We start from the raw sequence: 22,998 nt of genomic DNA on the forward strand, positions 1-22,998 counted from the left end.
CCTCCCGCCCGCCCGCAATCGGGCCAAAGCAAGGGCCAGGGCCACCTGCGCATCATCGCCGGCGAGTGGCGCAGCCGCCGCCTGGCCGTACCGGAAGGCGAAGGCTTGCGGCCAACGCCTGACCGCGTGCGCGAAACCGTGTTCAACTGGCTGGCACCGCACATCGAGGGCGCCCGCGTCCTGGATGCCTTCACCGGCAGCGGTGCCCTGGTGCTCGAAGCCCTGTCTCGCGGCGCCAAGGATGCCGTGGCACTGGACAGCAACCCGGCGGCGATCGGCAACCTGAAGAACAACCTCGAGATCCTTCGTTGCCCGCGCGGGCAAATCCTGCAAACCGATGCCCTGCGTTACCTGCAAGGCCCGGCCAAGCAGCAGTTCGACGTGGTGTTTCTCGACCCTCCGTTCCACCAGGACCTGCTGGCCAACACCTGCAACCTGCTGGAGCAGAACCAGTGGTTGGGCGAACGGGCGCTGATCTACACCGAAAGCGAAGCGGCGCCGTCGACACTGCCGATGCCCGGCAACTGGCGCCTGCACCGCGAGAAGAAAACCGGCCAGGTGCATTACGCGCTCTGGCAGCGAGGATGACTCCGTAACCTTCGTTTGACGTACCTGGTTACCGCACTCCCGCCGCTTGCATGGCTGAAGCTGCTCCTTCGTTTCTTGAAGGAGCACTTCAACCATGACCGAACGCCCCTCCCCGCCCGCACCGGCTAGCCTGGTAAGTGCTTTTACCCTCGCCAATGGCCTGCGCGTCTGCCTGCGTGAAGACCACCGCGCGCCACTGGTCAGCGTGCAGCTTTGGTATCACGTGGGTTCCAGCTACGAGCCCGAAGGCCATACCGGCCTTTCGCATGCCCTTGAACATTTGTTGTTCGAAGGCAGCAGCAAACTGGCTGGGGGCCAATACTCCGCCCTCATGAGCCACTTGGGGGGTGAGGCAAATGCATTCACCCTCCCCGATGCCACGGCCTTTCCGCTGACGTTGCCAGCCAACCGCCTGGAGATCGCCCTGGAAGCCATGGCCGATATCATGGCCAGCGCCACCCTCAGCGATGCGCCTTTTGCCCGCGAACTGGCGGTGGTCATGGCCGAGCGACGCGAGGATATCGATAACGACGCGTGGTCGCAGGCCCTGGAACATCACCTGCTGCTGGCCTATGACAACAGCGGCTATGGCACCCCCGTAATCGGCTACAAGACCGACCTCGGCCACATGACCCCCGCAGCGGCACGCACGTGGTACCAGACCTGGTACCACCCCAACAACGCGACGCTGGCAGTGGCCGGCGACATTACCGTAGGGCAACTGCAAACGCTGGTAACGCGACACTTTGCAGCGATCCCCGCTCATCGCCTGCCGGCCCGGCAAATACCTGTAGAGCCCTCCAGCCTGGTTCGGCGCGTTCAAACCTTGCGCCAGCACGGCCTGCGCACGGGCGTGATCATCAGTTTCAACCTACCCAGTCAATGCACCGCCCGGTCTGACTCACAAGCGTATGCACTGCGTCTGCTGCCCCAGATTCTTGCCCAAGGCCACGCCAGCATCCTCCAGCGCCTGCTCGTGCGCGATGTACCAGTCTTGCAAGGTGTGTGGTCGGACTATGAGCCTTGGCAACGGGGTGACGGCCTGCTGACGTTTTACGCGTTCTGCAGCCCGCACGTTGCACCCGAGATGGCGGCAGAACGACTGCTGCTGGAAATCGAAGCGTTCCGCCAGTCAGCGCCCAGCATAGAAGACCTCCAGCGCGCCAAGGCACGGCTTCTGGCCGAGCAGTTATTCGACAGGGACGATATCAGCAAGCAGGCAGAAGCCATCGGCAAGCAGGCGGCCTGCGGCCTGGACCCGGTTGCACTGGAGGATGAACGGCTAGCCATCGAAGCCGTGACAGCCGAGCAGGTAGGCCTGGCGGCTTATGACTTCCTGACCGAATCCCGGACCACCATCACCTTTACGCATCACAAGGAAAGCGCTGATGAATGACTCGAATTCATACCCCGCTGCAGACAGCCCTGTTCATGGTGGCCTGGTGTCGGCCCAGGGGGTTGATCTGGACCTCTTCGAACCCATTGATACCCAGGTGCAGGCGTGGACAACGGATAGCGGCACCGCCGTGAAGTTCGTCGAAGCCCGAGGGCTGCCAATAGTCGATATCGTGCTGCAATTCAGGGCCGGTACAACCCAGGACACCGTGCTCCCCGGCCTGGCATCCCTGGCGTTCTACATGCTCGACGAGGGCAGCCAGCAGCACACAGCCACCCAGCAAGCAGAGCAACTGGAGCGCCTGGGCGCTGTCATGGAAAAGCAGATCCGCCTGGAGCACGCGACCCTGAGCCTGCGAAGCCTGAGCACCGAAGCACTGTTCGACCCGGCACTGGCGCTTTTCATCGACCTTGTGGCACGCCCTGCCTTCACCGCTGACGCGCTAGCCAAGATAAAAAGCCAATTGCTGCGGCACAGTGCATCTCGCGAGCACCACCCCCGCTTGAGGGCGCGTAGCGAAGCCTTTCGTCATTTGTTCAGTGGTCATCCATATGGCAACCCCTCAGGCAGCACTCAGCAAGGGATAGACCAGGCTACCCCTGAGGACCTGAGGCGCTTCCACCAACGTGCCTACTGCGCCAGTAACCTGGACATCGTAGTAGTGGGGGACCTTTCCCTTGCACAGGCCCAGGCCGTTTCACAACAGATCAGTCAGGCACTGCCCCAAGGCTGGTCCGCAATCGAGCTGCCGGCCACTGCTCCAGCAGCCGGCACCACGCTCAATGTCGAACAGCCTGGCGCGAGCAGTGCCGTCCTGATTGCATTACCCATGAACATGCCAGCCAATCATCCGCAATATCCGGCCCTGGTGTTGGCCAGTGAAGTATTGGGGTCGGGAATCGCGTCACGCTTGATGAATGAACTGCGACACCGCCGCGGGCTGACGTACGGCATCTACACACGGGTAAATGCCTTGAGCGCAGGTGGCCTGTTCAGCGCCGAATGGGATATCGCGCCAGAGTACGTCGAAGGCTCTCAAGTACTGGTTGAAACCTTGCTGCGCGAGTTCATCGAACAAGGGCCAACCCAGGCGGAGCTGCAAGTGGCGCGCAAGCAACTGGCAGGCCAGCTGCTGCGCGATGTGGCGCAGAACAAGAACCTGGCAGCCTTGCTCACGGAAATCACCTATCAACGCCAGCCCGCCGACTTTCTCGACCGCTACATCGAGCGCCTCGCCAGGCTGACCCCGGCTGATGTCCGCGCCGTCATGCAGCGTCGGCTCGACCTGAGCCGCACAGTACGCGTCAGTGTCGGCCCACGCGCCGAGCAACAGCCACTGCCAGCCACCGACCAATAGCGCAGGTACAGTGGCGCTTTTTCATGGCACTCTAGGCAGGCACATCACGAGTCGCCCAGCATGCCCAGCCTCAGCGCCACCTTCCGTCCGGCCATCGGCCTGTCCAACCCCCACCTGCAAACGCTGTGGGGGCCGCTGTGGCGCAAACCGCCAGACCTGCAGCGCGACCGTGAGCGGCTATGGCTGGCCGACGGCGACTTCATCGACCTCGACTGGCATGGCCCGCATCAGGCCCATGCGCCGCTGGTACTTGTACTGCATGGGCTGACCGGCTCGTCCCATTCGCCTTATGTCAAAGGGCTGCAGCAAGCGCTGCAAGCCCGCGGTTGGGCCAGCGTGGCGGTGAACTGGCGCGGATGCTCGGGGGAGCCGAACCTGTTGCCGCGCAGCTACCATTCCGGCGCCAGCGAAGACCTCGCCGAAATCGTCAGCCACCTGCGTGCCCAGCGCCCATTGGCGCCGCTGTATGCGGTGGGTTACTCGCTGGGTGGCAATGTGCTGTTGAAATACCTGGGCGAGAGCGGCGTCGCCAGCCAGCTGGAGGCGGCAGTTGCGGTGTCGGTGCCCTTTCGACTGGACCATTGTGCCGACCGTATCGGCCAGGGCTTTTCCAAGGTGTACCAGGCGCACTTCATGCGCGAGATGCTGGCGTATGTTCAGCTCAAGCAGCGGCACTTCCACGAGCAGGGCGAGCATGAACGGCTGGCGACGCTGGAGCGGCTGGGGCAACTGACCAACTTGCGCACGTTCTGGGACTTCGACGGCAAAGTCACGGCACCGCTCAACGGCTTTCGCGATGTGCACGACTACTATCGCCGCTCATCTAGCCACTTCTTCCTCGGCCAGAACCGCACGCCGACGCTGATCATCCACTCCAGCGATGACCCGTTCGTGGCTGGCCAGAGCCTGCCTACGGCCCGTGAACTGGCACCCCAGACCCGCTTCGAACTGCACCGCCGCGGTGGCCATGTGGGGTTTGTCGATGGCAGCCTGCGCAACCCGGGGTATTACCTGGAGCGGCGGATTCCGCAGTGGCTGGTCGACGGCCAGTAAAGTACTGACCACCTGGATCGCGCTTTTTGTAGGAGCGGCCTTCTGTCGCGATCGGGCCGCATCGCGGCCCCAGCAATTTGTGCGGCGAAGCTGAGATCTTGGGGCCGCTTTGCGGCCCGATCGCGACACAAGGCCGCTCCTACAGGGATCCGAACTGCTTACTCCCCAGTGGCTACGCCACGCGAAGTATCATTGATCCACTCGCTCCACGACCCGGCATACAGCTTGCCCAGCGGGTACCCCGCCAGTGCCATCGCAAACAGGTTATGGCAAGCCGTCACCCCAGACCCGCAGTAAGACACCAGCTGCTCCGGCGCACGCCCGGCCAGTTTTTCAGCAAAGCGCTGCCTGAGTTGATCCACAGGCAAGAAGCGCCCATCTGCCCCCAGGTTGTCGGTAAACGCCGCGCACTGGGCGCCGGGAATATGCCCCGCCACCGGGTCGATCGGCTCCACTTCACCGCGAAAACGCGGCAAGGCACGCGCATCGATCAAGGTCAGGTCTGTGCTGCCCAGGCGCTTGCCCAGGTGCTCGGCATCGATCAGCAGCTTGGCATCCGGCTCACCACTGAAGGTGCCTTCGCGTTTGGACGGTGAGTCCAGGCTCAACGGCAGGTGCGCCGCATGCCAGGCCTTCAGGCCACCATCGAGGATCGCCACGCCGTTGCGCTTGCCCAGCCAGGCCAGCAGCCACCAGGCCCGGGCGGCAAAGGCGCCGGGGCCGTCGTCGTACAGCACCACCTCGCTGTCGTTGTCCAGGCCCCACTCGCGCAGGCGCTCGACCAGCCGGCGCGCATCGGGCAGCGGATGGCGCCCGGTGTGCCCCTTGCTCACCGGCCCGCTGAGGTCGCGGTCCAGGTCGGCAAAATGCGCCCCGGCAATATGCCCCTGGGCATAGCTGCGTTGGCCATAGTCCACATCCTCGAGGGCAAAGCGACAGTCGAGGATCACCAACTTGGGCGAGTCCAGACGCTCGGCCAACTGCTGCGGGGTGATCAATTGCGCAAGGGGCATGACAATCTCCTGATCGATGGCACTAGGGCCCTGGGTCAATGTTCCAGAGCCTGGTTGAACGGTACATGGAATTCCTGGCACAGGGCGTCTACAGTACTGCGCGCACGGTCGGTGACGTAGCCGAGTTCCAGCACCAATACCTGGTAGACGCCCCGCTTGAAGGCTTCTTCACCCAGGTGCGCGGAATGTTCACGCGTGGTACTGAGAAAACGGACCCAGGACGTCAGCACGATCCAGGCATTGATAGTCAGCGATTCGATCTGCGCCGGCGCCATGGCCAGGATGCCCGCCTCGACAAAGCCGCGGTAAATCGCCTGGCCCTGGCGCAGGCAGCGCTCGGAAAAACGCCGGTAGCGGGCGGCCAGCTCCGCGTCGCTGTCCAGCAGGTGCTCCAGGTCGCGGTGCAGGAAGCGGTAGTTCCACATCGCCGCCAGCAGGGCCTTGAGGTAGAAGCGCTTGTCCTCCACGGTTGCCTGGCGGCCTTGCGGCGGGCGCAGGAAGCTGTCTACCAGCTCTTCATACTGGCTGAACAACAGGGCAATGATCGCCTGCTTGTTGGGGAAGTGGTAATACAGGTTGCCGGGCGAAATTTCCATGTGCGCGGCAATGTGGTTGGTACTGACGCTGCGTTCGCCCTGCTCGTTGAACAGCTCCAGGCTGTTCTGCACGATGCGCTCTCGGGTCTTCATGCGCGGGGCCATGCTCAGCTCCCAGTCTGCGGGCTTTCATCAAAGGGTCATCTTACGGCGGATTACAGGTGGAATGCACCGTTCGGCGGCGCGGAAAAATTCGCACCATCGTCCCGATTAGAGTATAGGCTCTAGACATTTCCTGCCCGGATCAAACGTCGCCATGAACGCGCCCAGTGCCTTGCCCCCTGTGCAATCCGACCTCGACCTTGCGGCGATGTTCGCTGCCCAGCGCCAGGCATTCACCGGCAACCCCCTGCCACCGGCTGCCCAGCGACTGCAATGGCTGAGAAGCCTGCGCGAAGCCTTGCTGGCCAACCAGGCTGGGTTGATCGAGGCCATCAGCGAGGATTTTTCCGGGCGTAGCGCCGACGAGACTTTGTTGGCCGAATTGCTGCCCTCGATACAGGGCCTGCGCCACGCCGAAAGGCACCTGCGTCGCTGGATGCGCGCCAGCCGGCGACGGGTCGGCCTGGCCTTCCAGCCGGCCAGTGCGCAGGTGCGTTATCAGCCGCTGGGGGTGGTCGGCATCATCGTGCCGTGGAACTACCCGCTGTTCCTCGCCATCGGCCCGCTGACCTGCGCCCTGGCCGCCGGCAACCGGGTCATGCTCAAGCTCAGCGAAGCCACGCCCGCCAGTGCCCAGGCCTTGAAACAACTGCTGGAGCAGGTGTTTCCCACCGATCTGGTCAGCGTGGTGCTCGGCGAGGTTGAGGTGGGCCAGGCCTTCTCCCGTTTGCCATTCGACCATCTGCTGTTCACCGGTGCCACCAGCGTGGGCCGGCAGGTCATGCTGGCTGCGGCGCAGAACCTGACCCCGGTCACCCTGGAGCTGGGCGGCAAGTCACCGGCCATCGTCTCGGCCGGCGTGCCGCTGGACAGTGCCGCCGAGCGCATCGCCTTCGGCAAGACGCTCAACGCCGGCCAGACCTGCGTCGCCCCCGACTATGTGCTGGTGCCGCGCGACCGGCTGAACGCCTTCAGCGACGCCTACCAGCGCGCCGTGCGCCGCCTGTACCCGCGCATCGCCGACAACCCCGACTACACCGCCATCATCAACCCCCGCCAGCTGCAGCGCTTGCAGCACCTGCTGGACGATGCCCGCGACAAAGGTGCGCAAGTGCTTGACCTTTACCCGGGTGAGGCCCGCCAGGGCCGGCGCCTGCCACCGCACCTGCTGCTGGACGTGAACGACAGCATGCAGGTGATGCAGGACGAAATCTTCGGCCCGCTGCTGCCGCTGGTGCCCTACGACAGCCTCGACCAGGCGCTGTCCTACATCAACCAGCGCCCGCGCCCGCTGGCGCTGTACTACTTCGGTTATGACCGGGCCGGCCAGGAGCATGTGCTGCGCCACACTCACTCCGGCGGGGTATGCCTGAACGACACCCTGCTGCATGTAGCCCAGGACGACCTGCCCTTCGGCGGCATCGGCCCTTCGGGCATGGGCCACTACCATGGCCACGACGGTTTCCTGACCTTCAGCAAGGCCAAGGCCGTACTCGCCAAGCAACGCTTCAACGCCGCGCGGCTGATCTACCCGCCTTATGGCAAAGCCCTGCAGCGCCTGGTCTACAAGCTGTTCATCCGCTGAGCGCCGGCCTGTGCACCGCCGCGACCTGCTGCGTTTCAGCCTTGGCGCCAGCGCCTTTCTGGCGGGCGCCAGCCTGGTTGGCTGCAGCGCACAAACAGCTGCAACGGGCTATCAGGTTCTGCGCGACGACGACCTGCCGCTGCTGCGTGCGCTGATCCCGGTGGTACTGGCCGGTACGCAGGCCGCCGAGCACCTGGTGCTGCACAGCCTCGACCACAAGCTGGCGGCGTTGTCGCCGGAAATGCTCAAGCTCACCCGGCAACTGTTCGACGTGCTCAGCCTGCCATTCACCCGCGGCCCCCTGACCGGTGTCTGGGGCGCCTGGGCACAGGCCAGCCCTGCGCAAGTCACGGCCTTCCTGCAGCGTTGGCAGGGCAGTTCGCTGAACCTGCTGCGCATGGGCCACGCTTCGTTGCTGCAGTTGCTGCAGATGGCCTGGTACGAACGCCCCGAGTCCTGGGCCGCATGCGGCTACCCAGGGCCACCGAAAATCTGAATACAACAAGAGCATCGCCAATGCCTGCCCCCGACCCGTTTCGCCAAGGCCTCGAACGTGGCTGGATCACCCATGACGCTTCGCGCCTGGCGCATGACCTTACCCTGGAGGCCGACGTTGCAGTGATCGGCAGCGGCGCCGGCGGTGCCGCCAGCGCGCAGCTGCTCAGCGCCGCAGGCTTCAAGGTGCTGCTGATCGAAGAAGGCCCGCTCAAGACCAGCAGCGATTTCCACCTGCTGGAGAGCGAAGCCTACGCCAGCCTGTATCAGGAGGGCCTGGGGCGCATGAGCAAGGATGGCGCCATCACCATCCTGCAGGGCCGCGCCGTGGGCGGCACCACGCTGGTGAACTGGACTTCGAGCTTTCGCACCCCTCCCCAGACCCTGGCGCACTGGGCTTCAGCCCACGGCGTGACTGGGCTGGGTGAGGATGAGCTACGGCCCTGGTTCGAACGCATGGAGCAGGAACTGGGCATTACCCCCTGGGCCCTGCCGCCAAATGCCAACAACGACGTGCTACGCCGGGGCTGCGAGCAGCTGGGCTACCGCTGGGCGGTGATCCCGCGCAACGTGCGCGGCTGCTGGAACCTTGGCTACTGCGGCATGGGCTGCCCGGTGAATGCCAAGCAATCGATGCTGGTGACGCGCATTCCCGCCACCCTCGAACAAGGCGGCGAACTGCTGTACCTGGCCCGGGCCGAGCGCTTCACGCACAACGGCGAGCGCATCCAGGGCCTGATATGCCAGGCCCTGGATGCACAAGGCGTACATCCCACAGGCAGGCAGGTCAGCGTACGCGCGCGTCAGTACCTCCTGGCTGGCGGCGGCATCAACAGCCCGGCCCTGCTGTTGCGCTCCGCCGCGCCCGACCCGCATGGCCGCCTGGGCAAGCGCACGTTCCTGCACCTGGTAAACTTCAGCGCAGCGCGGTTCAACGACCGTATCGACCCCTACTACGGCGCCCCGCAGTCCATCTACAGCGACCACTTCCAGTGGCAAGGCGGCACAGAGGGCCCGGTCGGCTACAAACTCGAAGTGCCACCGCTGCACCCGGCGCTGGCCAGCACCCTGCTGGGCGGGCACGGCCACGAAAATGCCTGGCGCATGGCCGAGCTGCCGCACACCCATGTGATGCTGGCGCTGCTGCGCGACGGTTTTCACCCCGAGAGCCAGGGTGGCGCCGTGGAGCTGCGTGGCGACGGTTCACCGGTGCTTGATTATCCGGTCACCGACTACCTGCGCGACGGATTGCGTCGCGCCTACCACAGCATGGCGCAGATCCAGTTCGCGGCCGGGGCCACGCAGGTGACACCCGTGCACAGCGATGCCAGCCCTGCTTCCAGCCTGGAACAGGCCCTCGGCATGATCGACGCCTTGCGCCTGGAGCCCTTCAGGACGCGCCTGGGCAGTGCCCATGTGATGGGTGGCTGTGCGTTGGGCGACGACCCGCGCCAGGCCGTGTGCGACAGCCTGGGCCGCCATCACCAGCTGGAAAACCTGTCGGTCCACGACGGCTCGCTGTTCCCCACCAGCATCGGCGCCAACCCGCAACTGTCGGTGTATGCCATCAGCGCAAAGCTCACCGAAGCCCTGATTGGCCGCCTGGCACACAGCGCATGACAACGAATATGCCCCCTGTCTATAGTGCCATCAGCTGGCCGCATGACTTGGCCGGGCGCAATCGCTGCGCTACCATCCGACTCCCCAACGCACTCCAGCCAGGATGACGCGATGAACCGAGTGTTGTACCCGGGTACTTTCGACCCCATTACCAAAGGCCATGGCGACCTGGTCGAGCGCGCCTCGCGGCTGTTCGACCACGTGATCATCGCGGTGGCGGCCAGCCCGAAGAAAAACCCCCTGTTCCCCCTGGAGCAACGGGTGGCGCTAGCGCGTGAGGTCACCAAGCACCTGCCCAATGTCGAAGTCATCGGCTTCTCCTCCCTGTTGGCGCATTTCGCCAAGGAACAGGGCGCCAACGTCTTCTTGCGTGGCCTGCGTGCGGTGTCCGACTTCGAGTACGAGTTCCAGCTGGCGAACATGAACCGGCAACTGGCCCCCGATGTCGAGAGCCTGTTCCTGACGCCTTCGGAGCGTTATTCGTTCATTTCCTCGACGTTGGTCCGGGAAATCGCCGCACTGGGCGGTGATATCAGCAAGTTCGTCCACCCGGTGGTGGCCGACGCGCTGACTGAACGTTTCAAGAAGTAAGCCCGATCGCCTGATTATCGCGCCCGCGTGCACTGCGGGCGCGAATGCGGCACAATTGTGCCCACTGCGTTGAACATGCCCGGGCCATGAGCCCCGGCCGGAGTCCCCATGTCCCTGATCATCACCGACGATTGCATCAACTGCGACGTCTGCGAACCCGAGTGCCCGAACGAGGCCATCTCCCAAGGCGAAGAGATCTACGTGATCGACCCTAACCTGTGCACCCAGTGCGTGGGCCACTACGACGAGCCGCAGTGCCAGCAGGTCTGCCCGGTCGACTGCATCCCGCTGGATGAGGCGCACCCGGAGTCTGAAGAACAGCTGATGGCCAAGTACCGCCGCATTACCGGCAAGGACTGAGCCCTACCCGCCTCTGCACGGTCCTTGTGGGAGCGGGCATGCCCGCGAACACCGGCATAGCCGGTGCCATCCATCGCGTTGCTTGCTTCGCGGGCTTGCCCGCTCCCACAGTGATCGAGCTAGCCTTAAGTTTTAGCGCTGGCAGCGCGGGCAGTAAACGCTCGCCCTTTGCCCCAGCTTCACCTCGCGCAACTCCGTGCCGCACACCTTGCACGGCTGCCCGCCTCGCCCGTAGACGAACAGTTCCTGCTGGAAGTACCCGGGCTGCCCATCGCCACCGATGAAGTCGCGCAGGGTCGTACCCCCCCGTTCGATCGCCGCCGCCAGCACCCGTTTGATCTCGATCGCCAGCTTCAGGTAGCGCGCCCGGGAAATCCCGCCTGCCTCCCGACGTGGGTCGATGCCTGCGGCAAACAGCGCTTCAGTGGCGTAGATGTTGCCCACCCCCACCACCACCGCGTTGTCCATGATGAACGGTTTGACCGCCATCGACCGCCCGCGGGACAGCTGGAACAGGCGCTCACCGTCGAACAGGTCCGTCAGCGGCTCAGGCCCGAGGCGCAACAGCAGCTCGTGGTTCAGCGGGTCCAGGCTCCACAGCATGGCACCAAAGCGGCGCGGGTCGGTGTAGCGCAGCATCAGCCCCGACTCCAGCTCGATGTCGACATGCTCATGCTTGGCCGCCGGCAAACCCAGCTCGACCAGCCGCAAGTTGCCCGACATGCCCAGGTGGCTGATCAGCGTACCGACCTCGGCATTGATCAACAGGTACTTGGCCCGCCGCTCGACGCTGACAATGCGCTGCCCCGACAGGCGCACATCCAGGTCTTCCGGGATCGGCCAGCGCAAGCGCCGGTCACGCACCACCACGCGGCTGACGCGCTGGCCTTCGAGGTGGGGCGCAATACCGCGCCGGGTGGTTTCTACTTCTGGCAATTCCGGCATGTGTCAGTGCCCGCTCAGCTCGCGAATGTTCTGCTTGAGGTTTTCGAAATCGTATTCCGACAAGCCAATGTAATCGAGCACCAGCGGGCCGACCACGTTCCATTCGTGGTCCACCGCCTGGTCGCCCAGCACCCGGTAGGACGCGCAGATGTGCTCGGCCATCTTCAGCACCGCCAGCAGGTTTTTCAGCTGGCTCTGGGTATTGCGCGCGCTCTCGTCGCGGAACACGGCCAAGGCGTTGTGGTGGTTGGCAATGGCCGCCGTGAGGTGCTCAGGCAGGCGCCAGGACTTGGCGGTGAAATAGCCAACCACCGAATGGTTGGTGTTGAACACGCGGTTTTCGGTGTCGACCACGCGCGTTTCTTCGTCGGCCTGGGCATAGGCCTGCACCAGCACATCCATGTAGTCCGGGAAGCGCTTGAGCATCAGCGGCACGCCACAGTCATGGAACAGGCCCAGGGTGTAAGCCTCGTCCGCGGCCTGGATACCGGTGCGCTTGGCCAGCATCAGGCAGGTGTTCGCCACGTCCTGGGCGGTATCCCAGAAGCGGTTGAGGGTGACGATGGTTTCGTCGCTCATCTCGCCCTTGATCGACTGGGCGTTGATCAGGTTGATGATCGAACGGCTGCCCAGCAAATTTACCGCGCGCTGGATCGAGCCGATCTTGTTGGAAAGGCCGAAGTGCGGGGAGTTGACCAGCTTGAGCAAGGCGCCCGAGAGGCCCGGGTCCTGGGAAATCAGCTTGGCGATGGTTTCCAGGTCCGGGTCAGGCATGTACTGCTCGAACTGCAGGTCGACCATGATCTGCGGTTGCGGCGGGATTGTGATGCCTTGCAAGGCTTGCTGGATCTGTTCGGCGCTGAGTTCTTGGGACATACGTGCACACTCGTTTAGGACGGGGGATTCTAACCCGGTAGGAGCAGCCTTGCGCTGCGAAGAGGCCATCGCAGGCACAGAAAATCGTTGCATGTACCGACCCCTTCGCAGCACAAGGCTGCTCCTACAGCCTTGGTGCATGCCCTGCCCCCTCTGTCGAGGCCTGCACCGATTGAAGTGCAGACACGCTATACTCCCGCTCTTTTTTCCCGGAGCGACGTCATGTCCCTGCCCAGCCTTCGCCTCAAAGCCAATGCCGACCGCCGCCTGCGCGCCGGCCACCTGTGGGTCTACAGCAACGAAGTCGACGTTACCGCGACCCCGCTGCAAGGCTTCCAGGCCGGTCAGCAGGCCGTTCTCGAGGCGGCCAACGGCAAGCCGCTGGGCATCGTCGCACTCAGCCCGAACAACCTGATCTGCGCCCGCCTGCTGTCGCGCGACATCAAGCTGCCGCTGGACAAGTCGCTGCTGGTACACCGCCTGAACGTCGCCCTGTCGCTGCGCGAGCGCCTGTTCGACAAGCCGTGCTATCGCCTGGTCTACGGCGATTCCGACCTGCTGCCGGGCCTGGTGGTCGACCGCTTCTTCGACATCCTCGTGGTGCAACTGGCCTCGGCCACCATGGAAGCGCACAAGGACGACGTGATCGCTGCCCTGGTACAGGTGCTCAAGCCTAGCGGCATCCTGTTCAAGAACGACTCCGCCGCGCGTGACGCCGAAGGCCTGCAGCGCTATGTCGAGACCGTCTACGGCGAAGTGCCGGACTGGGTGGCGCTGGAAGAGAACGGCGTCAAGTTCGAAGCCCCGGTGCGTGAAGGCCAGAAGACCGGCTGGTTCTACGACCACCGCATGAACCGCGCGCGCCTGGCGCCGTACGTGAAGGGCAAGCGTGTACTCGACCTGTTCAGCTACATCGGTGGCTGGGGCGTGCAGGCCGGCGCGTTCGGCGCCAGCGAAGTGTTCTGCGTCGATGCCTCGGGCTTTGCCCTGGATGGCGTGGAGCGTAACGCTGCACTGAACGGCATCAGCGAGAAACTGACCTGCATCGAAGGCGACGTGTTCGAAGCCCTGCGCGAGCTCAAGGCTGCCGAAGAACGCTTCGACGTGATCATTGCCGACCCACCCGCCTTCATCAAGCGCAAGAAAGACCTGAAAAACGGCGAAGCGGCCTACCGCCGCCTGAACGAACAGGCCATGCGCATGCTGAACAAGGACGGCATCCTGGTCAGCGCCTCGTGCTCGATGCACCTGCCCGAGGACGACCTGAACAACATCCTGCTGACCAGCGCCCGCCACCTGGACCGCAACATGCAGCTGCTCGAGCGGGGCGGCCAGGGCCCGGACCACCCGGTACACCCGGCCATCGCCGAGACCCGTTACATCAAGAGCATCACCTGCCGGTTGCTGCCGAACAGCTGATCAGTGGACCCTTGGGGCTGCTGTGCAGCCCCAAGGGTCATCTCAAATATCCAGCACGTACGAAGCGATCCCGAAGTACACCAGCACCCCCGCAGCATCGGCGATTGAGGTTACCAGCGGCCCGCTGGCAGTTGCCGGGTCGAGCTTGAGCCTGGTAAACATGAACGGCAGGCTCATGCCGATAAGGCTGCCCAGCAACACGATCACCAGCATGCTGCTGGCAACGATCAGCGCAATATCCGCCCCACCCCGCAACACACCCAGCGATGCCACCGCCAGCGCCATGGTGCCGCCCAGCGCCAGCGCCACACCGCACTCACGCCCCAACATGCGCAGCCAGTCGCCCATGACCACCTCGCCCGTCGCCAGGCCACGCACCATCAAGGTCGCCGACTGTGCCCCAGCGTTTCCGCCGCTATCCACCAGCAGCGGCAGGAAGAACACCAGCACGATGTGCGCGGCAATGGTCTCCTCGAACGCCGCAATCCCCGCCCCCGAGAACAAATTGCCGAACACCAGCAGCACGAGCCACAGCACCCGCTTGCGGTACAGCAGGCTGACGGTGGCATCCCTGAGGTTGCCAACGTGGTTGGTAATGGATGCGCCTTTGTGGAAGTCCTCGGTCGCCTCTTCGACAACCACATCGAGCGCATCGTCGCAGGTCACCAGGCCCACCAGCCGCCCGGTTTCGTCCAGCACCGGCACTGCCAGCAGGTCATGCTTGCGGATCAAGCGGGCCACTTCCTCCTGGCGGGTCGAGGTACAGACGCAGACGACCTTGCGCACCATGATCTGCTCGATCGGTTTATCCGGAGCGGCCAGGATCAGTTCCCGCAGGGACAGCGTACCCAGCAGGTTGCGCTGCTCGTCGAGCACGTAGGACTGATAGATGGTTTCGGCATCGGCGGCCTCGCGGCGCAGCATGTCGATGGCCTGGCTGGCACTTAGGCCGCCATCCAGGCACGAGTACTCGCTGGTCATCAGGTAACCCGCTGTACCTTCGGGGTAGCCTTCCGGGTGAAGAAAATCGTTGCGTCGGGCCTGGGCGGCCTGGCGCAGGTCGAGGGGGGAAGCGAGGGTGTCGGAAGTGTGTTGCATGAAGTTCTCCAGGCGCCGACGCAGGCACCCGCAAACCTCAGTCTCGCGGACTCAAGCCTTCGGAAGCCCTGGCGGCGGTGCGCTCAGTGCCAATTTGCGAGTTCGGTATGAACTGAAACTGGGAAGGTCCATTGAGGATGTATCTCGTGAAGCCGCACATGCGGCGGGCAGATCTTAGTCATCCTGGGCCCGCAGGTCAGCCCCTGACACAGCGGTTCAGAAGCGTCCTACAAGCTACCGGCCAATCGGCTAAAGCCACCGCCCAGACACATCGCCATTCCCTCGCCGCGCCAGCGGTGTAGAATCGGCCTATTCATCGCCAGTCATCCCCGGCGGGTTTATGAGCTCTGGCCAAGCACGCGGCGATCCCGTGGTGTCTTCGCCCCATCCGTGCCAGTGGCAACAGGCCTGCGGCACAAAGGACAAGAGAAGCTCACTCCCCTTTATGTGACCTGATTAAGCCGCCAGGAGTGTTTCATGCCTGATTATCGTTCCAAGACTTCCACCCATGGCCGCAACATGGCCGGCGCACGTGCCCTGTGGCGCGCAACCGGGATGAAGGACGAAGATTTCAAGAAACCGATCATCGCCATCGCCAACTCGTTCACCCAGTTCGTCCCGGGCCACGTGCACCTCAAGGACCTGGGCCAGCTGGTTGCCCGCGAGATCGAGCGCGCCGGTGGCGTGGCCAAGGAATTCAACACCATCGCGGTCGATGACGGCATCGCCATGGGCCACGACGGCATGCTGTACTCGCTGCCAAGCCGCGAAATCATCGCCGACGCCGTGGAATACATGGTCAACGCCCACTGCGCCGACGCCATCGTGTGCATCTCCAACTGCGACAAGATCACCCCCGGCATGCTGATGGCCGCCCTGCGCCTGAACATCCCGGTGATCTTCGTTTCTGGCGGCCCGATGGAAGCCGGCAAGACCAAACTGGCCAGCCACGGCCTGGACCTGGTCGACGCCATGGTCATCGCCGCCGACTCCACGGCTTCCGACGAAAAAGTCGCCGAATACGAGCGCAGCGCCTGCCCGACCTGTGGTTCGTGCTCCGGCATGTTCACCGCCAACTCGATGAACTGCCTGACCGAGGCCCTGGGCCTGGCCCTGCCGGGCAACGGCTCGACCTTGGCCACCCACGCCGACCGCGAGCAGCTGTTCCTCACCGCCGGCCGCACCATCGTCGAGCTGTGCAAGCGCTACTACGGCGACAACGACGAGTCGGTACTGCCGCGCAACATCGCCAACTTCAAGGCGTTCGAAAACGCCATGATGCTCGACATCGCCATGGGCGGCTCGACCAACACCATCCTGCACCTGCTGGCCGCAGCCCAGGAAGGCGAAGTAGCGTTCGACCTGCGTGACATCGACCGCCTGTCGCGTACAGTGCCGCAGCTGTGCAAAGTGGCGCCGAACATCCAGAAGTACCACATGGAAGACGTGCACCGCGCCGGCGGCATCTTCAGCATCCTCGGTTCGCTGGCCCGTGGCGGCCTGCTGCACACCGACCTGCCGACCGTGCACAGCGCCAGCATGGAAGAAGCCATCGCCAAATGGGACATCACCCAGACCGATGATGAAGCCGTGCACACCTTCTTCAAGGCCGGCCCTGCCGGTATCCCGACCCAGACTGCGTTCAGCCAGTCGACCCGTTGGGAAACCCTCGATGACGACCGTGAAAACGGCTGTATCCGCAGCTTCGAGCACGCCTACTCGCAAGAAGGCGGCCTGGCCGTGCTGTACGGCAACATCGCGCTCGACGGCTGCGTGGTGAAAACCGCCGGTGTCGACGAGTCGATCCACGTGTTCGAAGGCAATGCCAAGATCTTCGAAAGCCAGGACAGCGCCGTGCGCGGCATCCTCGCCGACGAAGTGAAGGCCGGCGACATCGTGATCATCCGCTACGAAGGCCCGAAAGGCGGCCCGGGCATGCAGGAAATGCTGTACCCGACCTCGTACCTGAAGTCCAAAGGCCTGGGCAAGGCTTGCGCCCTGCTCACCGACGGCCGCTTCTCGGGCGGCACCTCGGGCCTGTCGATCGGCCATGCCTCGCCGGAAGCTGCGGCTGGCGGCGCCATCGGCCTGGTGCGCGACGGCGACAAGGTATTGATCGACATCCCTAACCGTTCGATCAACCTGCTGGTCAGCGACGAAGAGCTGGCCGAGCGCCGCATCGAGCAGGACAAGAAGGGCTGGAAACCGGTCGAAGTACGCCCACGCAAGGTGACCACCGCGCTGAAGGCCTACGCCCTGCTGGCGACCAGTGCCGACAAAGGTGCTGTGCGCAACAAAGCGATGCTTGAAGGGCTGTAAGGGCTTTTCTGGCTGGCCAAACCGGCGCCTCGTGCGCCGGTTTTTTTATGCCTGTGGATAAGGCCGGATCAGAGCTCTCCCCGCGAAACACATTGGCGCAACTGCTCCAGCAGCAGGGCAGCCGAACGCTTCGGCGACGCCGTCGAGGTCAGCACGAATTGCGCTTGCGGCAGGGCTGGCAACGTCGTCACTTCCACAAGGCCGGCGGCCAGGGCCGATGATCGGGTGACCGGTGTTACCCCAAGCCCACCGCTTACGGCGGTCATCAGCCCTCCGGCACTTGGGCTCTGACAAACGATTCGCCATTGCCGCCCTGCACGCGCCAAGGCCTCGATAGCTGCGGCACGGTAAGGGCACTGATCAGAAAACACCGCCAAAGGCACAGTGGTTGCCTCGTCGGTGGCCAGCCCAATCGGCCCTCTGGCCCACACCAACGGCTCGGACCAAAGCACTTCTCCACGCTCTTCATCGCTGCAGCGGCTGCCCAACACAATATCGAGCCCACCCGACTGGACGAGCGCAAGCAGCTCCCCGGTCAGGCCAACTGTCAGGGACACCTCTGCATCGGGGTGAGTCACCGAAAAACGACGCAGGCAGTCGATGATCGGAGCTTTAACCATCTCCTCGCTCAACCCGACGAACACAGTGCCTGAAACCCGCCGGCCTGCGCCAAGGCTTGCGCGGGCATCATCGTGCAGCGCCAGGATCGTGCGGGCATAGCCTGCCAACCGGGCGCCTGCTGGCGTCAGGCTGACCGAGCGGGTCGTGCGCTCCAGCAACCTGTGCCCGGCTTCGCTTTCAAGCCGCCGAATGTGAGCACTGATCGCCGACTGCGTCAGGTGCAGCTGCTGCGCAGCACGGGTGAAACCACCGCTGTCGGCGACGGCAAGCAAGCTACGCAAAAGGACCGTATCGAACACAGATTCATCACCGATCTCACTGAATATGGCGAGCATACGTCATTTCCATGATGAACCTCCCTGAATCAGACTGTGCGCCGAACGCCCGTGCAGTCGAGCACCCGGGCCAGGTTCATCGACGCTGCCAAGGAGAAGCCCCCGTGGTTGAACGTATCTTGTATGTGTGCGCCTCACCCAGAGCAGAGCGGTCCGTTTCCGCTCAGATTGCCGACGTGTTCCTGGCGGCGTTGGCCGAGCGCAAAGCGGTGGAGATTGACCGCCTCAACCCTTGGGAATACGAACTTCCCGAAGTAGATGGTGCCTTGCTTGCAGCGAAATACGCAGGGCTTGACGATGCGCCGCTGTCAACCGCACAGGCTGCAGCATGGCAACAGATCAGGACGCTCGCCGAACGGTTCCACAGGGCAGATACCTTGGTGTTCAGCACACCGCTGTGGAATTTCGGCATCCCGTACAAGCTCAAGCACCTGATCGACGCAATATCGCACAAAGGCGTGTTGTTCACCTTCGACGAGCAAGGGTTGAACGGCATGCTGGACGGCCGCCGGGCAATTGCCATCTACACCCGTGGTCTGGGGTATGGGCCCGATTCCCAGACACCCGACCAGGCTTTTGGCCTGGAGAAACCCTTCTTCGATACGTGGTTGCGCTTCGTCGGGATCAACCAGGTACACAGCGTCGTGGTCGAACACACGCTTGGCCCTGCGGGCGCCAGCATCCGTGCAAGCGCGATTGAAGAAGTGACCTTGCTGGCGCAGAGCATCGATCAGCAAGCGGCCCGGACCATCATCGTGGGCCGCAGTGGCTGACAGGCCTCGTTACTGGATCTGCTCCGGCGTCACGATCACCCAGTTCTTGTCCGCCGTCACCGGCAACCCTTCCTTGGCCTGCGCCGCTGCATTCCTGGTAATCATCCCGTTGAGCTGGTCCATGTACTTGGCCTTGCGGTTTATCCACAGGTGGATGCCACCTTTGCCCACATCCACCCCGTGGAACTGCATGTAGCCATCGCTGGTCGGCGTGTCGCCGCCCACCAGCACCGGCTTCTTCCATTCATCGATGTAAGTCAGTATCGCCGCCTGCTTGCCGGCCATCCAGGTAGCCGGGGTCCACAGGTACGGGGTCAGCTCCAGCCCTTCATTGGCCTTGGCATCATAGTGCCCGGCACTGATCTGCTTGCGTGCCGTGGTCAGTTGCCCATTGCTGCGGTCCTTTAGCAGCAGGCTCACGCCAATCACGTTCTGCGGCTTCACGTTGTAGCCGTACCTGGGGTCCGAAGCGACCATGCGCACCAGCTCTTCGGAGGCCGCCGAAATCACGTACACCTCGATGCCATTCTCCATCAGCTTGTTGTACAGCTCGGCCTGGCCCTGGAAGACCTTGGGCGGCTGTACCTCGATGGTCTTGACCTGCTCGCCTTCGTAATACGTACTGGGGATCGGCTTGGTAGAAGCCATCAGCTCATCCACCTGCACCTTCAACTCCTTCAGGGTAAAACCCGAGAACACCTGGGCCACCCACGGGTAGCAGACCATGTCGTCGACTTCGCACAACCGGTAGTAGTAGCTGAACAGGCTTTCCTTGTGCTCGGCAGTGTCCTTGAACGGCATCAGCTTCAGCGAAGGGTCAAGCTTGTCGCGGCTCAGCAGGCCCTTGTTTTCCATGAACGGCAGCAGGGCTTCTTCCAGGTCATAGCGGTAGCTGGTGTTGTCCATGTCGAACACCGCGTAGTTACCCTTGTTGGCATTGGCAGCGATCATGCTGTCGAGCTGCCTGGCGGCCTCGGCGGGCCAATGTTTAAGCTCGGTGGCGAAGGTTTCGATACTGAACAGCAGGGACAGGCCGATGGCGGCGGCTTTCACAGCGACTTTCATGTACGAATCTCCTGAAATGACCCAGAAACGCTAGTGCAACAATCCCCACTGCCAACCCTCGATAACGACCTCCATGCAGCCGCAAACGCCGCGTTCATTGCAATCTGCGACACTTCGTTATTCCATAAACGACTATGCAAATTCCATTTGGGTATAAATTCGTTTGTTTTCAGGCTGTTAGCATTTCCGTTCGCAATCGCTCACAGAGGCGATGCCACTTCTGCTTTTTTCTGCTGGAGCTTCAATGAACCTGCCGCTGTCTCTTAACCTGCTGGCGTTCCTGGCCCTGTTGCTGGGCCTGGCACAAACCCGCCGCACTGACTGGAGCCTGGCCAAGAAGGTACTGCTGGGCCTGGTGCTTGGCGTCGTCTTCGGCCTGGCCCTGCACACGATCTACGGCGCTGGCCACCCCGTGCTCAAGGCCACCATCGCCTGGCTCGACCTGGTCGGCAACGGCTATGTCGGCCTGCTGCAGATGATCGTCATGCCGCTGATCTTCGCCTCGATCCTCAGTGCCGTGGCGCGCCTGCACAATGCCTCGTCGCTGGGCCGCATCAGCGTGCTGAGCATCGGCACCCTGCTGCTGACCACCGCCATTGCCGCGCTGATCGGCATCGTGCTGACCAACCTGTTCGGCCTGAGTGCCGAAGGCCTGGTCGCCGGTGTGCAGGAAAGCGCCCGCATGCAGGTTATCCACAGCGACTACGCCGGCAAGGTCGCCGACCTCAACATCCCGCAGCTGCTGCTGTCGTTCATCCCCAGCAACCCGGTGGGTGACCTGGCGCGGGCCAAGCCGACGTCGATCATCAGCGTGGTGATCTTCGCCGTGTTCGTCGGCCTGGCCGCACTGCAGCTGATCAAGGACGATGCCGAGAAAGGCGAGCGCGCCCTGTCGGCCATCGACACCCTGCAAGCCTGGGTGATGCGCCTGGTACGTGTGGTGATGAAACTGACCCCGTATGGCGTGCTGGCGTTGATGACCAAGGTGGTTGCCAGTTCGAACATGGAAGACATCCTCAAGCTGGGCAGCTTCGTGGTGGTGTCGTACCTGGGCCTGGGGCTGATGTTCGTGGTACATGCCCTCATCCTGGCTGCGACCGGTGTGAGCCCGCTGCGTTTCTTCCGCAAGGTGTGGCCGGTGCTGACCTTCGCCTTCACCAGCCGTTCCAGCGCCGCCAGCATTCCGCTGAACATCGAAGCGCAAACCCGCCGCCTGGGTGTGCCGCAGTCGATTGCCAGCTTCAGCGCATCGTTCGGCACCACCATTGGCCAGAACGGCTGCGCCGGGCTCTATCCCGCCATGCTGGCGGTGATGGTGGCACCGGCGGTGGGCATCGACACCTTCGACCCGCTGTGGATCGCTACCCTGGTGGCCATCGTCACCTTGAGTTCGGCAGGGGTTGCCGGCGTGGGCGGCGGTGCCACCTTTGCCGCGCTGATCGTGCTGCCGGCCATGGGCTTGCCGGTGGAGCTGGTGGCGTTGCTGATTTCGGTGGAGCCGCTGATCGACATGGGGCGTACGGCGCTGAACGTGAACGGTTCGATGACCGCGGGCGTGGTGACCAGCCAGTTGTTGAAAGAGACTGACAAGGATGTGCTGGCTGGCGATGAACATGCCGAATTGAGCCATACCTGACGGATTGCCGGGGGCGCTTCGCGCCCCATTCCGACCGGTCCGGCGCCCCGGCAAGGCCGCTCCCACAATGGTCCTGCGTATGCCGATCAATGTGGGAGCGGCCTTGCGTCGCGATGGGCTGCAACAAGGATTCAATATCCGGTAACGCAAAGGCACGGCAACCCACGCGTGGCCGACGTGGGCTTCGCTATAATGCTGGGCGGTCCTTGTAATGCGCCCGAAGGATACACCATGCCCCAGTACGACATGACTCAGGCCGAAGCCGAAAAACTCCGCATTGAGGTGGCCAAGATCCGCGTCGAGGTCGACAAACTGATTGCCGAGACGCGCAAGCTGAATGCCGAAGCCGTAAAGATGACCCGCGAAACCTTCTGGTACCCAGTTGCCATCGCCGTCGGTTTCGTCACCACAGTAGCGACGGTCACCGCACTGATCATCAAGCTGCTCACCTGAGCACCACCGCACATGTGGGACCAACTGCCTTGCGCTGCTTGCGCTGGCCCTATCGCCGGCAAGCCAGCTCCCACAAGATCACCACAAGCCTTGAGACCTGCGCATTACCTGTGGGAGCTGGCTTGCCGGCGAAAGGGCTGCAAAGCAGCCCCGGCAATCTCAAACCTTGTCCCAAACCTCGAAGTGATAAACAGGCTTGCCTTCCTCAGCCTGCGCCTCACTCGACTCCAGCTTCCAATGCCCCTCATCAAACGCAGGGAACCAGGCATCCCCTTCCGGCGCCATTTCCACCCGCGTCAGGTACATACGGCTGACCAGCCCTTTCTCCAGCGCCTGCCCATACAGCTGCGCCCCGCCAATCAGCATCAGCTCTTCAACGCCCTGCTCGCGCGCCCACTGCTCGGCCCGCACCAGCGCTTCTTCAAGCGACGCGAACACCTCGGCACCCGCCAGTTCAAGCCCCGGTTGGCGGCTGACGACGAGATTCAACCGCCCAGGCAGCGGCCGCCCCAGCGAGTCCCAGGTCTTGCGCCCCATGATGATCGGCTTGCCCAGGGTGGTGGCCTTGAAGTACTTGAAATCCCCCGGCAAGTGCCAGGGCATGGAATTGTCGATGCCGATCACGCGGTTCTCGGCGTAAGCCGCGATCAGGCTGAGGGGGAGTGATGTATTCATGCCAGCGAGGATAGCACCGGGCGTGTG

At 63.5% G+C, this 22,998-nt stretch carries 22 protein-coding genes; 14 read left to right on the forward strand and 8 right to left on the reverse strand.

The annotated features are described in order from the left end of the window. The 4 genes from rsmD to AK81_RS10310 form a co-directional block, all read left to right on the forward strand. A partial coding sequence (rsmD, locus tag AK81_RS10295; RefSeq protein WP_043198791.1) for a 16S rRNA (guanine(966)-N(2))-methyltransferase RsmD occupies window positions 1-588 on the forward strand: 588 nt, incomplete at its 5' end. Between the two features lie 94 nt (window positions 589-682). Further along, on the forward strand, window positions 683-1,984 hold the full coding sequence (locus AK81_RS10300; RefSeq protein ID WP_043198793.1) for a M16 family metallopeptidase: 1,302 nt from the start codon (window positions 683-685) through the stop codon (window positions 1,982-1,984). After that, window positions 1,977-3,341 (forward strand): M16 family metallopeptidase, encoded by a 1,365-nt coding sequence (locus AK81_RS10305; protein WP_043198795.1) that lies wholly within the window; start codon window positions 1,977-1,979, stop codon window positions 3,339-3,341. Before AK81_RS10300 ends, AK81_RS10305 begins: the two co-directional genes overlap by 8 nt. Window positions 3,342-3,401: 60 nt before the next feature. Next, window positions 3,402-4,394, forward strand: coding sequence for a hydrolase (locus tag AK81_RS10310; RefSeq protein WP_043198796.1), 993 nt, complete (start codon window positions 3,402-3,404; stop codon window positions 4,392-4,394). A 158-nt stretch (window positions 4,395-4,552) separates the two neighbouring features. On the opposite strand, the gene AK81_RS10315 is transcribed toward AK81_RS10310, so the two are convergent. Beyond that, window positions 4,553-5,407, reverse strand: coding sequence for a sulfurtransferase (locus tag AK81_RS10315; RefSeq protein WP_043198797.1), 855 nt, complete (start codon window positions 5,405-5,407; stop codon window positions 4,553-4,555). Window positions 5,408-5,442: 35 nt separating this feature from the next. Continuing rightward, the gene (locus AK81_RS10320; protein WP_043198799.1) at window positions 5,443-6,108 is read right to left on the reverse strand and encodes a TetR/AcrR family transcriptional regulator; all 666 of its coding nucleotides are present in this window, start codon (window positions 6,106-6,108) and stop codon (window positions 5,443-5,445) included. Window positions 6,109-6,259: 151 nt separating this feature from the next. On the opposite strand from AK81_RS10320, the gene AK81_RS10325 reads away from it, so the two are divergent. The 5 genes from AK81_RS10325 (at window position 6,260) to AK81_RS10345 (ending at window position 10,756) form a co-directional block, all read left to right on the forward strand. Beyond that, entirely contained in the window at window positions 6,260-7,690 is a 1,431-nt protein-coding gene (locus AK81_RS10325) for a coniferyl aldehyde dehydrogenase (protein WP_043198801.1), read from the forward strand. Between the two features lie 10 nt (window positions 7,691-7,700). Then, window positions 7,701-8,186: a hypothetical protein gene (locus AK81_RS10330; RefSeq protein WP_043198804.1), complete on the forward strand. Its 486-nt coding sequence runs from the start codon at window positions 7,701-7,703 to the stop codon at window positions 8,184-8,186. 20 nt (window positions 8,187-8,206) lie between these two features. Next, window positions 8,207-9,805 carry a GMC family oxidoreductase gene (locus AK81_RS10335; protein WP_043198806.1) on the forward strand — a complete coding sequence of 533 codons (1,599 nt, stop codon included), beginning with the start codon at window positions 8,207-8,209 and terminating at the stop codon, window positions 9,803-9,805. A 111-nt stretch (window positions 9,806-9,916) separates the two neighbouring features. Next, window positions 9,917-10,396, forward strand: a complete 480-nt coding sequence (coaD, locus tag AK81_RS10340) for a pantetheine-phosphate adenylyltransferase (RefSeq protein WP_016502083.1) — start codon at window positions 9,917-9,919, stop codon at window positions 10,394-10,396. A 108-nt stretch (window positions 10,397-10,504) separates the two neighbouring features. Beyond that, window positions 10,505-10,756, forward strand: a complete 252-nt coding sequence (locus AK81_RS10345) for a YfhL family 4Fe-4S dicluster ferredoxin (RefSeq protein ID WP_016502084.1) — start codon at window positions 10,505-10,507, stop codon at window positions 10,754-10,756. 132 nt (window positions 10,757-10,888) lie between these two features. Here the strand turns inward: AK81_RS10345 and mutM are convergent, their stop codons facing one another. Further along, a complete protein-coding gene (mutM, locus tag AK81_RS10350; RefSeq protein WP_043198808.1) occupies window positions 10,889-11,701 on the reverse strand; it encodes a bifunctional DNA-formamidopyrimidine glycosylase/DNA-(apurinic or apyrimidinic site) lyase in 813 nt (270 codons plus the stop codon). 3 nt (window positions 11,702-11,704) lie between these two features. Further along, window positions 11,705-12,523, reverse strand: coding sequence for an HDOD domain-containing protein (locus AK81_RS10355; RefSeq protein ID WP_193393756.1), 819 nt, complete (start codon window positions 12,521-12,523; stop codon window positions 11,705-11,707). Between the two features lie 276 nt (window positions 12,524-12,799). Between AK81_RS10355 and AK81_RS10360 the strand changes: the two genes are divergently transcribed. Further along, window positions 12,800-13,996, forward strand: a complete 1,197-nt coding sequence (locus tag AK81_RS10360) for a class I SAM-dependent rRNA methyltransferase (protein ID WP_019473232.1) — start codon at window positions 12,800-12,802, stop codon at window positions 13,994-13,996. Window positions 13,997-14,038: 42 nt separating this feature from the next. On the opposite strand, the gene mgtE is transcribed toward AK81_RS10360, so the two are convergent. After that, a complete protein-coding gene (gene mgtE / locus AK81_RS10365) occupies window positions 14,039-15,094 on the reverse strand; it encodes a magnesium transporter (protein ID WP_043198813.1) in 1,056 nt (351 codons plus the stop codon). Between the two features lie 477 nt (window positions 15,095-15,571). Here mgtE and ilvD point away from each other — a divergent pair, with 477 nt between their 5' ends. Continuing rightward, on the forward strand, window positions 15,572-17,413 hold the full coding sequence (gene ilvD, locus AK81_RS10370) for a dihydroxy-acid dehydratase (protein WP_043198816.1): 1,842 nt from the start codon (window positions 15,572-15,574) through the stop codon (window positions 17,411-17,413). Window positions 17,414-17,481: 68 nt separating this feature from the next. On the opposite strand, the gene AK81_RS10375 is transcribed toward ilvD, so the two are convergent. Beyond that, entirely contained in the window at window positions 17,482-18,369 is an 888-nt protein-coding gene (locus AK81_RS10375) for a LysR family transcriptional regulator (RefSeq protein WP_241496070.1), read from the reverse strand. A 104-nt stretch (window positions 18,370-18,473) separates the two neighbouring features. Between AK81_RS10375 and AK81_RS10380 the strand changes: the two genes are divergently transcribed. Next, window positions 18,474-19,142, forward strand: coding sequence for an FMN-dependent NADH-azoreductase (locus AK81_RS10380; protein WP_043198818.1), 669 nt, complete (start codon window positions 18,474-18,476; stop codon window positions 19,140-19,142). A gap of 9 nt (window positions 19,143-19,151) precedes the next feature. On the opposite strand, the gene AK81_RS10385 is transcribed toward AK81_RS10380, so the two are convergent. Beyond that, window positions 19,152-20,207 carry a phosphorylcholine phosphatase gene (locus AK81_RS10385; RefSeq protein ID WP_043198820.1) on the reverse strand — a complete coding sequence of 352 codons (1,056 nt, stop codon included), beginning with the start codon at window positions 20,205-20,207 and terminating at the stop codon, window positions 19,152-19,154. A 244-nt stretch (window positions 20,208-20,451) separates the two neighbouring features. On the opposite strand from AK81_RS10385, the gene AK81_RS10390 reads away from it, so the two are divergent. Together AK81_RS10390 and AK81_RS10395 are read left to right on the forward strand one after the other, a co-directional pair. Continuing rightward, the gene (locus AK81_RS10390) at window positions 20,452-21,843 is read left to right on the forward strand and encodes an L-cystine transporter (RefSeq protein ID WP_043198821.1); all 1,392 of its coding nucleotides are present in this window, start codon (window positions 20,452-20,454) and stop codon (window positions 21,841-21,843) included. A gap of 231 nt (window positions 21,844-22,074) precedes the next feature. Continuing rightward, window positions 22,075-22,296, forward strand: a complete 222-nt coding sequence (locus tag AK81_RS10395) for a hypothetical protein (RefSeq protein ID WP_154100763.1) — start codon at window positions 22,075-22,077, stop codon at window positions 22,294-22,296. 159 nt (window positions 22,297-22,455) lie between these two features. Here AK81_RS10395 and AK81_RS10400 read toward each other — a convergent pair whose 3' ends face one another. Beyond that, a complete protein-coding gene (locus tag AK81_RS10400; RefSeq protein WP_043198823.1) occupies window positions 22,456-22,971 on the reverse strand; it encodes a dihydrofolate reductase in 516 nt (171 codons plus the stop codon). Window positions 22,972-22,998: the final 27 nt, after the last annotated feature.

The organism is Pseudomonas putida W15Oct28 (genome assembly GCF_000708715.2).
In the GTDB taxonomy this organism is placed as follows: domain Bacteria; phylum Pseudomonadota; class Gammaproteobacteria; order Pseudomonadales; family Pseudomonadaceae; genus Aquipseudomonas; species Aquipseudomonas putida_R.

Coding starts and splice junctions, on each gene's coding strand:
- AK81_RS10310 (WP_043198796.1), top strand. CDS start 3,402: ATGCCCAGCCTCAGCGCCACCTTCCGTCCGGCCATCGGCCTGTCCAAC.
- AK81_RS10400 (WP_043198823.1), bottom strand. CDS start 22,971: ATGAATACATCACTCCCCCTCAGCCTGATCGCGGCTTACGCCGAGAAC.
- mutM (WP_043198808.1), bottom strand. CDS start 11,701: ATGCCGGAATTGCCAGAAGTAGAAACCACCCGGCGCGGTATTGCGCCC.
- AK81_RS10300 (WP_043198793.1), top strand. CDS start 683: ATGACCGAACGCCCCTCCCCGCCCGCACCGGCTAGCCTGGTAAGTGCT.
- coaD (WP_016502083.1), top strand. CDS start 9,917: ATGAACCGAGTGTTGTACCCGGGTACTTTCGACCCCATTACCAAAGGC.
- AK81_RS10335 (WP_043198806.1), top strand. CDS start 8,207: ATGCCTGCCCCCGACCCGTTTCGCCAAGGCCTCGAACGTGGCTGGATC.
- AK81_RS10360 (WP_019473232.1), top strand. CDS start 12,800: ATGTCCCTGCCCAGCCTTCGCCTCAAAGCCAATGCCGACCGCCGCCTG.
- AK81_RS10385 (WP_043198820.1), bottom strand. CDS start 20,207: ATGAAAGTCGCTGTGAAAGCCGCCGCCATCGGCCTGTCCCTGCTGTTC.
- AK81_RS10320 (WP_043198799.1), bottom strand. CDS start 6,108: ATGGCCCCGCGCATGAAGACCCGAGAGCGCATCGTGCAGAACAGCCTG.
- mgtE (WP_043198813.1), bottom strand. CDS start 15,094: ATGCAACACACTTCCGACACCCTCGCTTCCCCCCTCGACCTGCGCCAG.
- AK81_RS10315 (WP_043198797.1), bottom strand. CDS start 5,407: ATGCCCCTTGCGCAATTGATCACCCCGCAGCAGTTGGCCGAGCGTCTG.
- AK81_RS10395 (WP_154100763.1), top strand. CDS start 22,075: ATGCCCCAGTACGACATGACTCAGGCCGAAGCCGAAAAACTCCGCATT.
- AK81_RS10325 (WP_043198801.1), top strand. CDS start 6,260: ATGAACGCGCCCAGTGCCTTGCCCCCTGTGCAATCCGACCTCGACCTT.
- AK81_RS10375 (WP_241496070.1), bottom strand. CDS start 18,369: ATGCTCGCCATATTCAGTGAGATCGGTGATGAATCTGTGTTCGATACG.
- ilvD (WP_043198816.1), top strand. CDS start 15,572: ATGCCTGATTATCGTTCCAAGACTTCCACCCATGGCCGCAACATGGCC.
- AK81_RS10390 (WP_043198821.1), top strand. CDS start 20,452: ATGAACCTGCCGCTGTCTCTTAACCTGCTGGCGTTCCTGGCCCTGTTG.
- AK81_RS10305 (WP_043198795.1), top strand. CDS start 1,977: ATGAATGACTCGAATTCATACCCCGCTGCAGACAGCCCTGTTCATGGT.
- AK81_RS10345 (WP_016502084.1), top strand. CDS start 10,505: ATGTCCCTGATCATCACCGACGATTGCATCAACTGCGACGTCTGCGAA.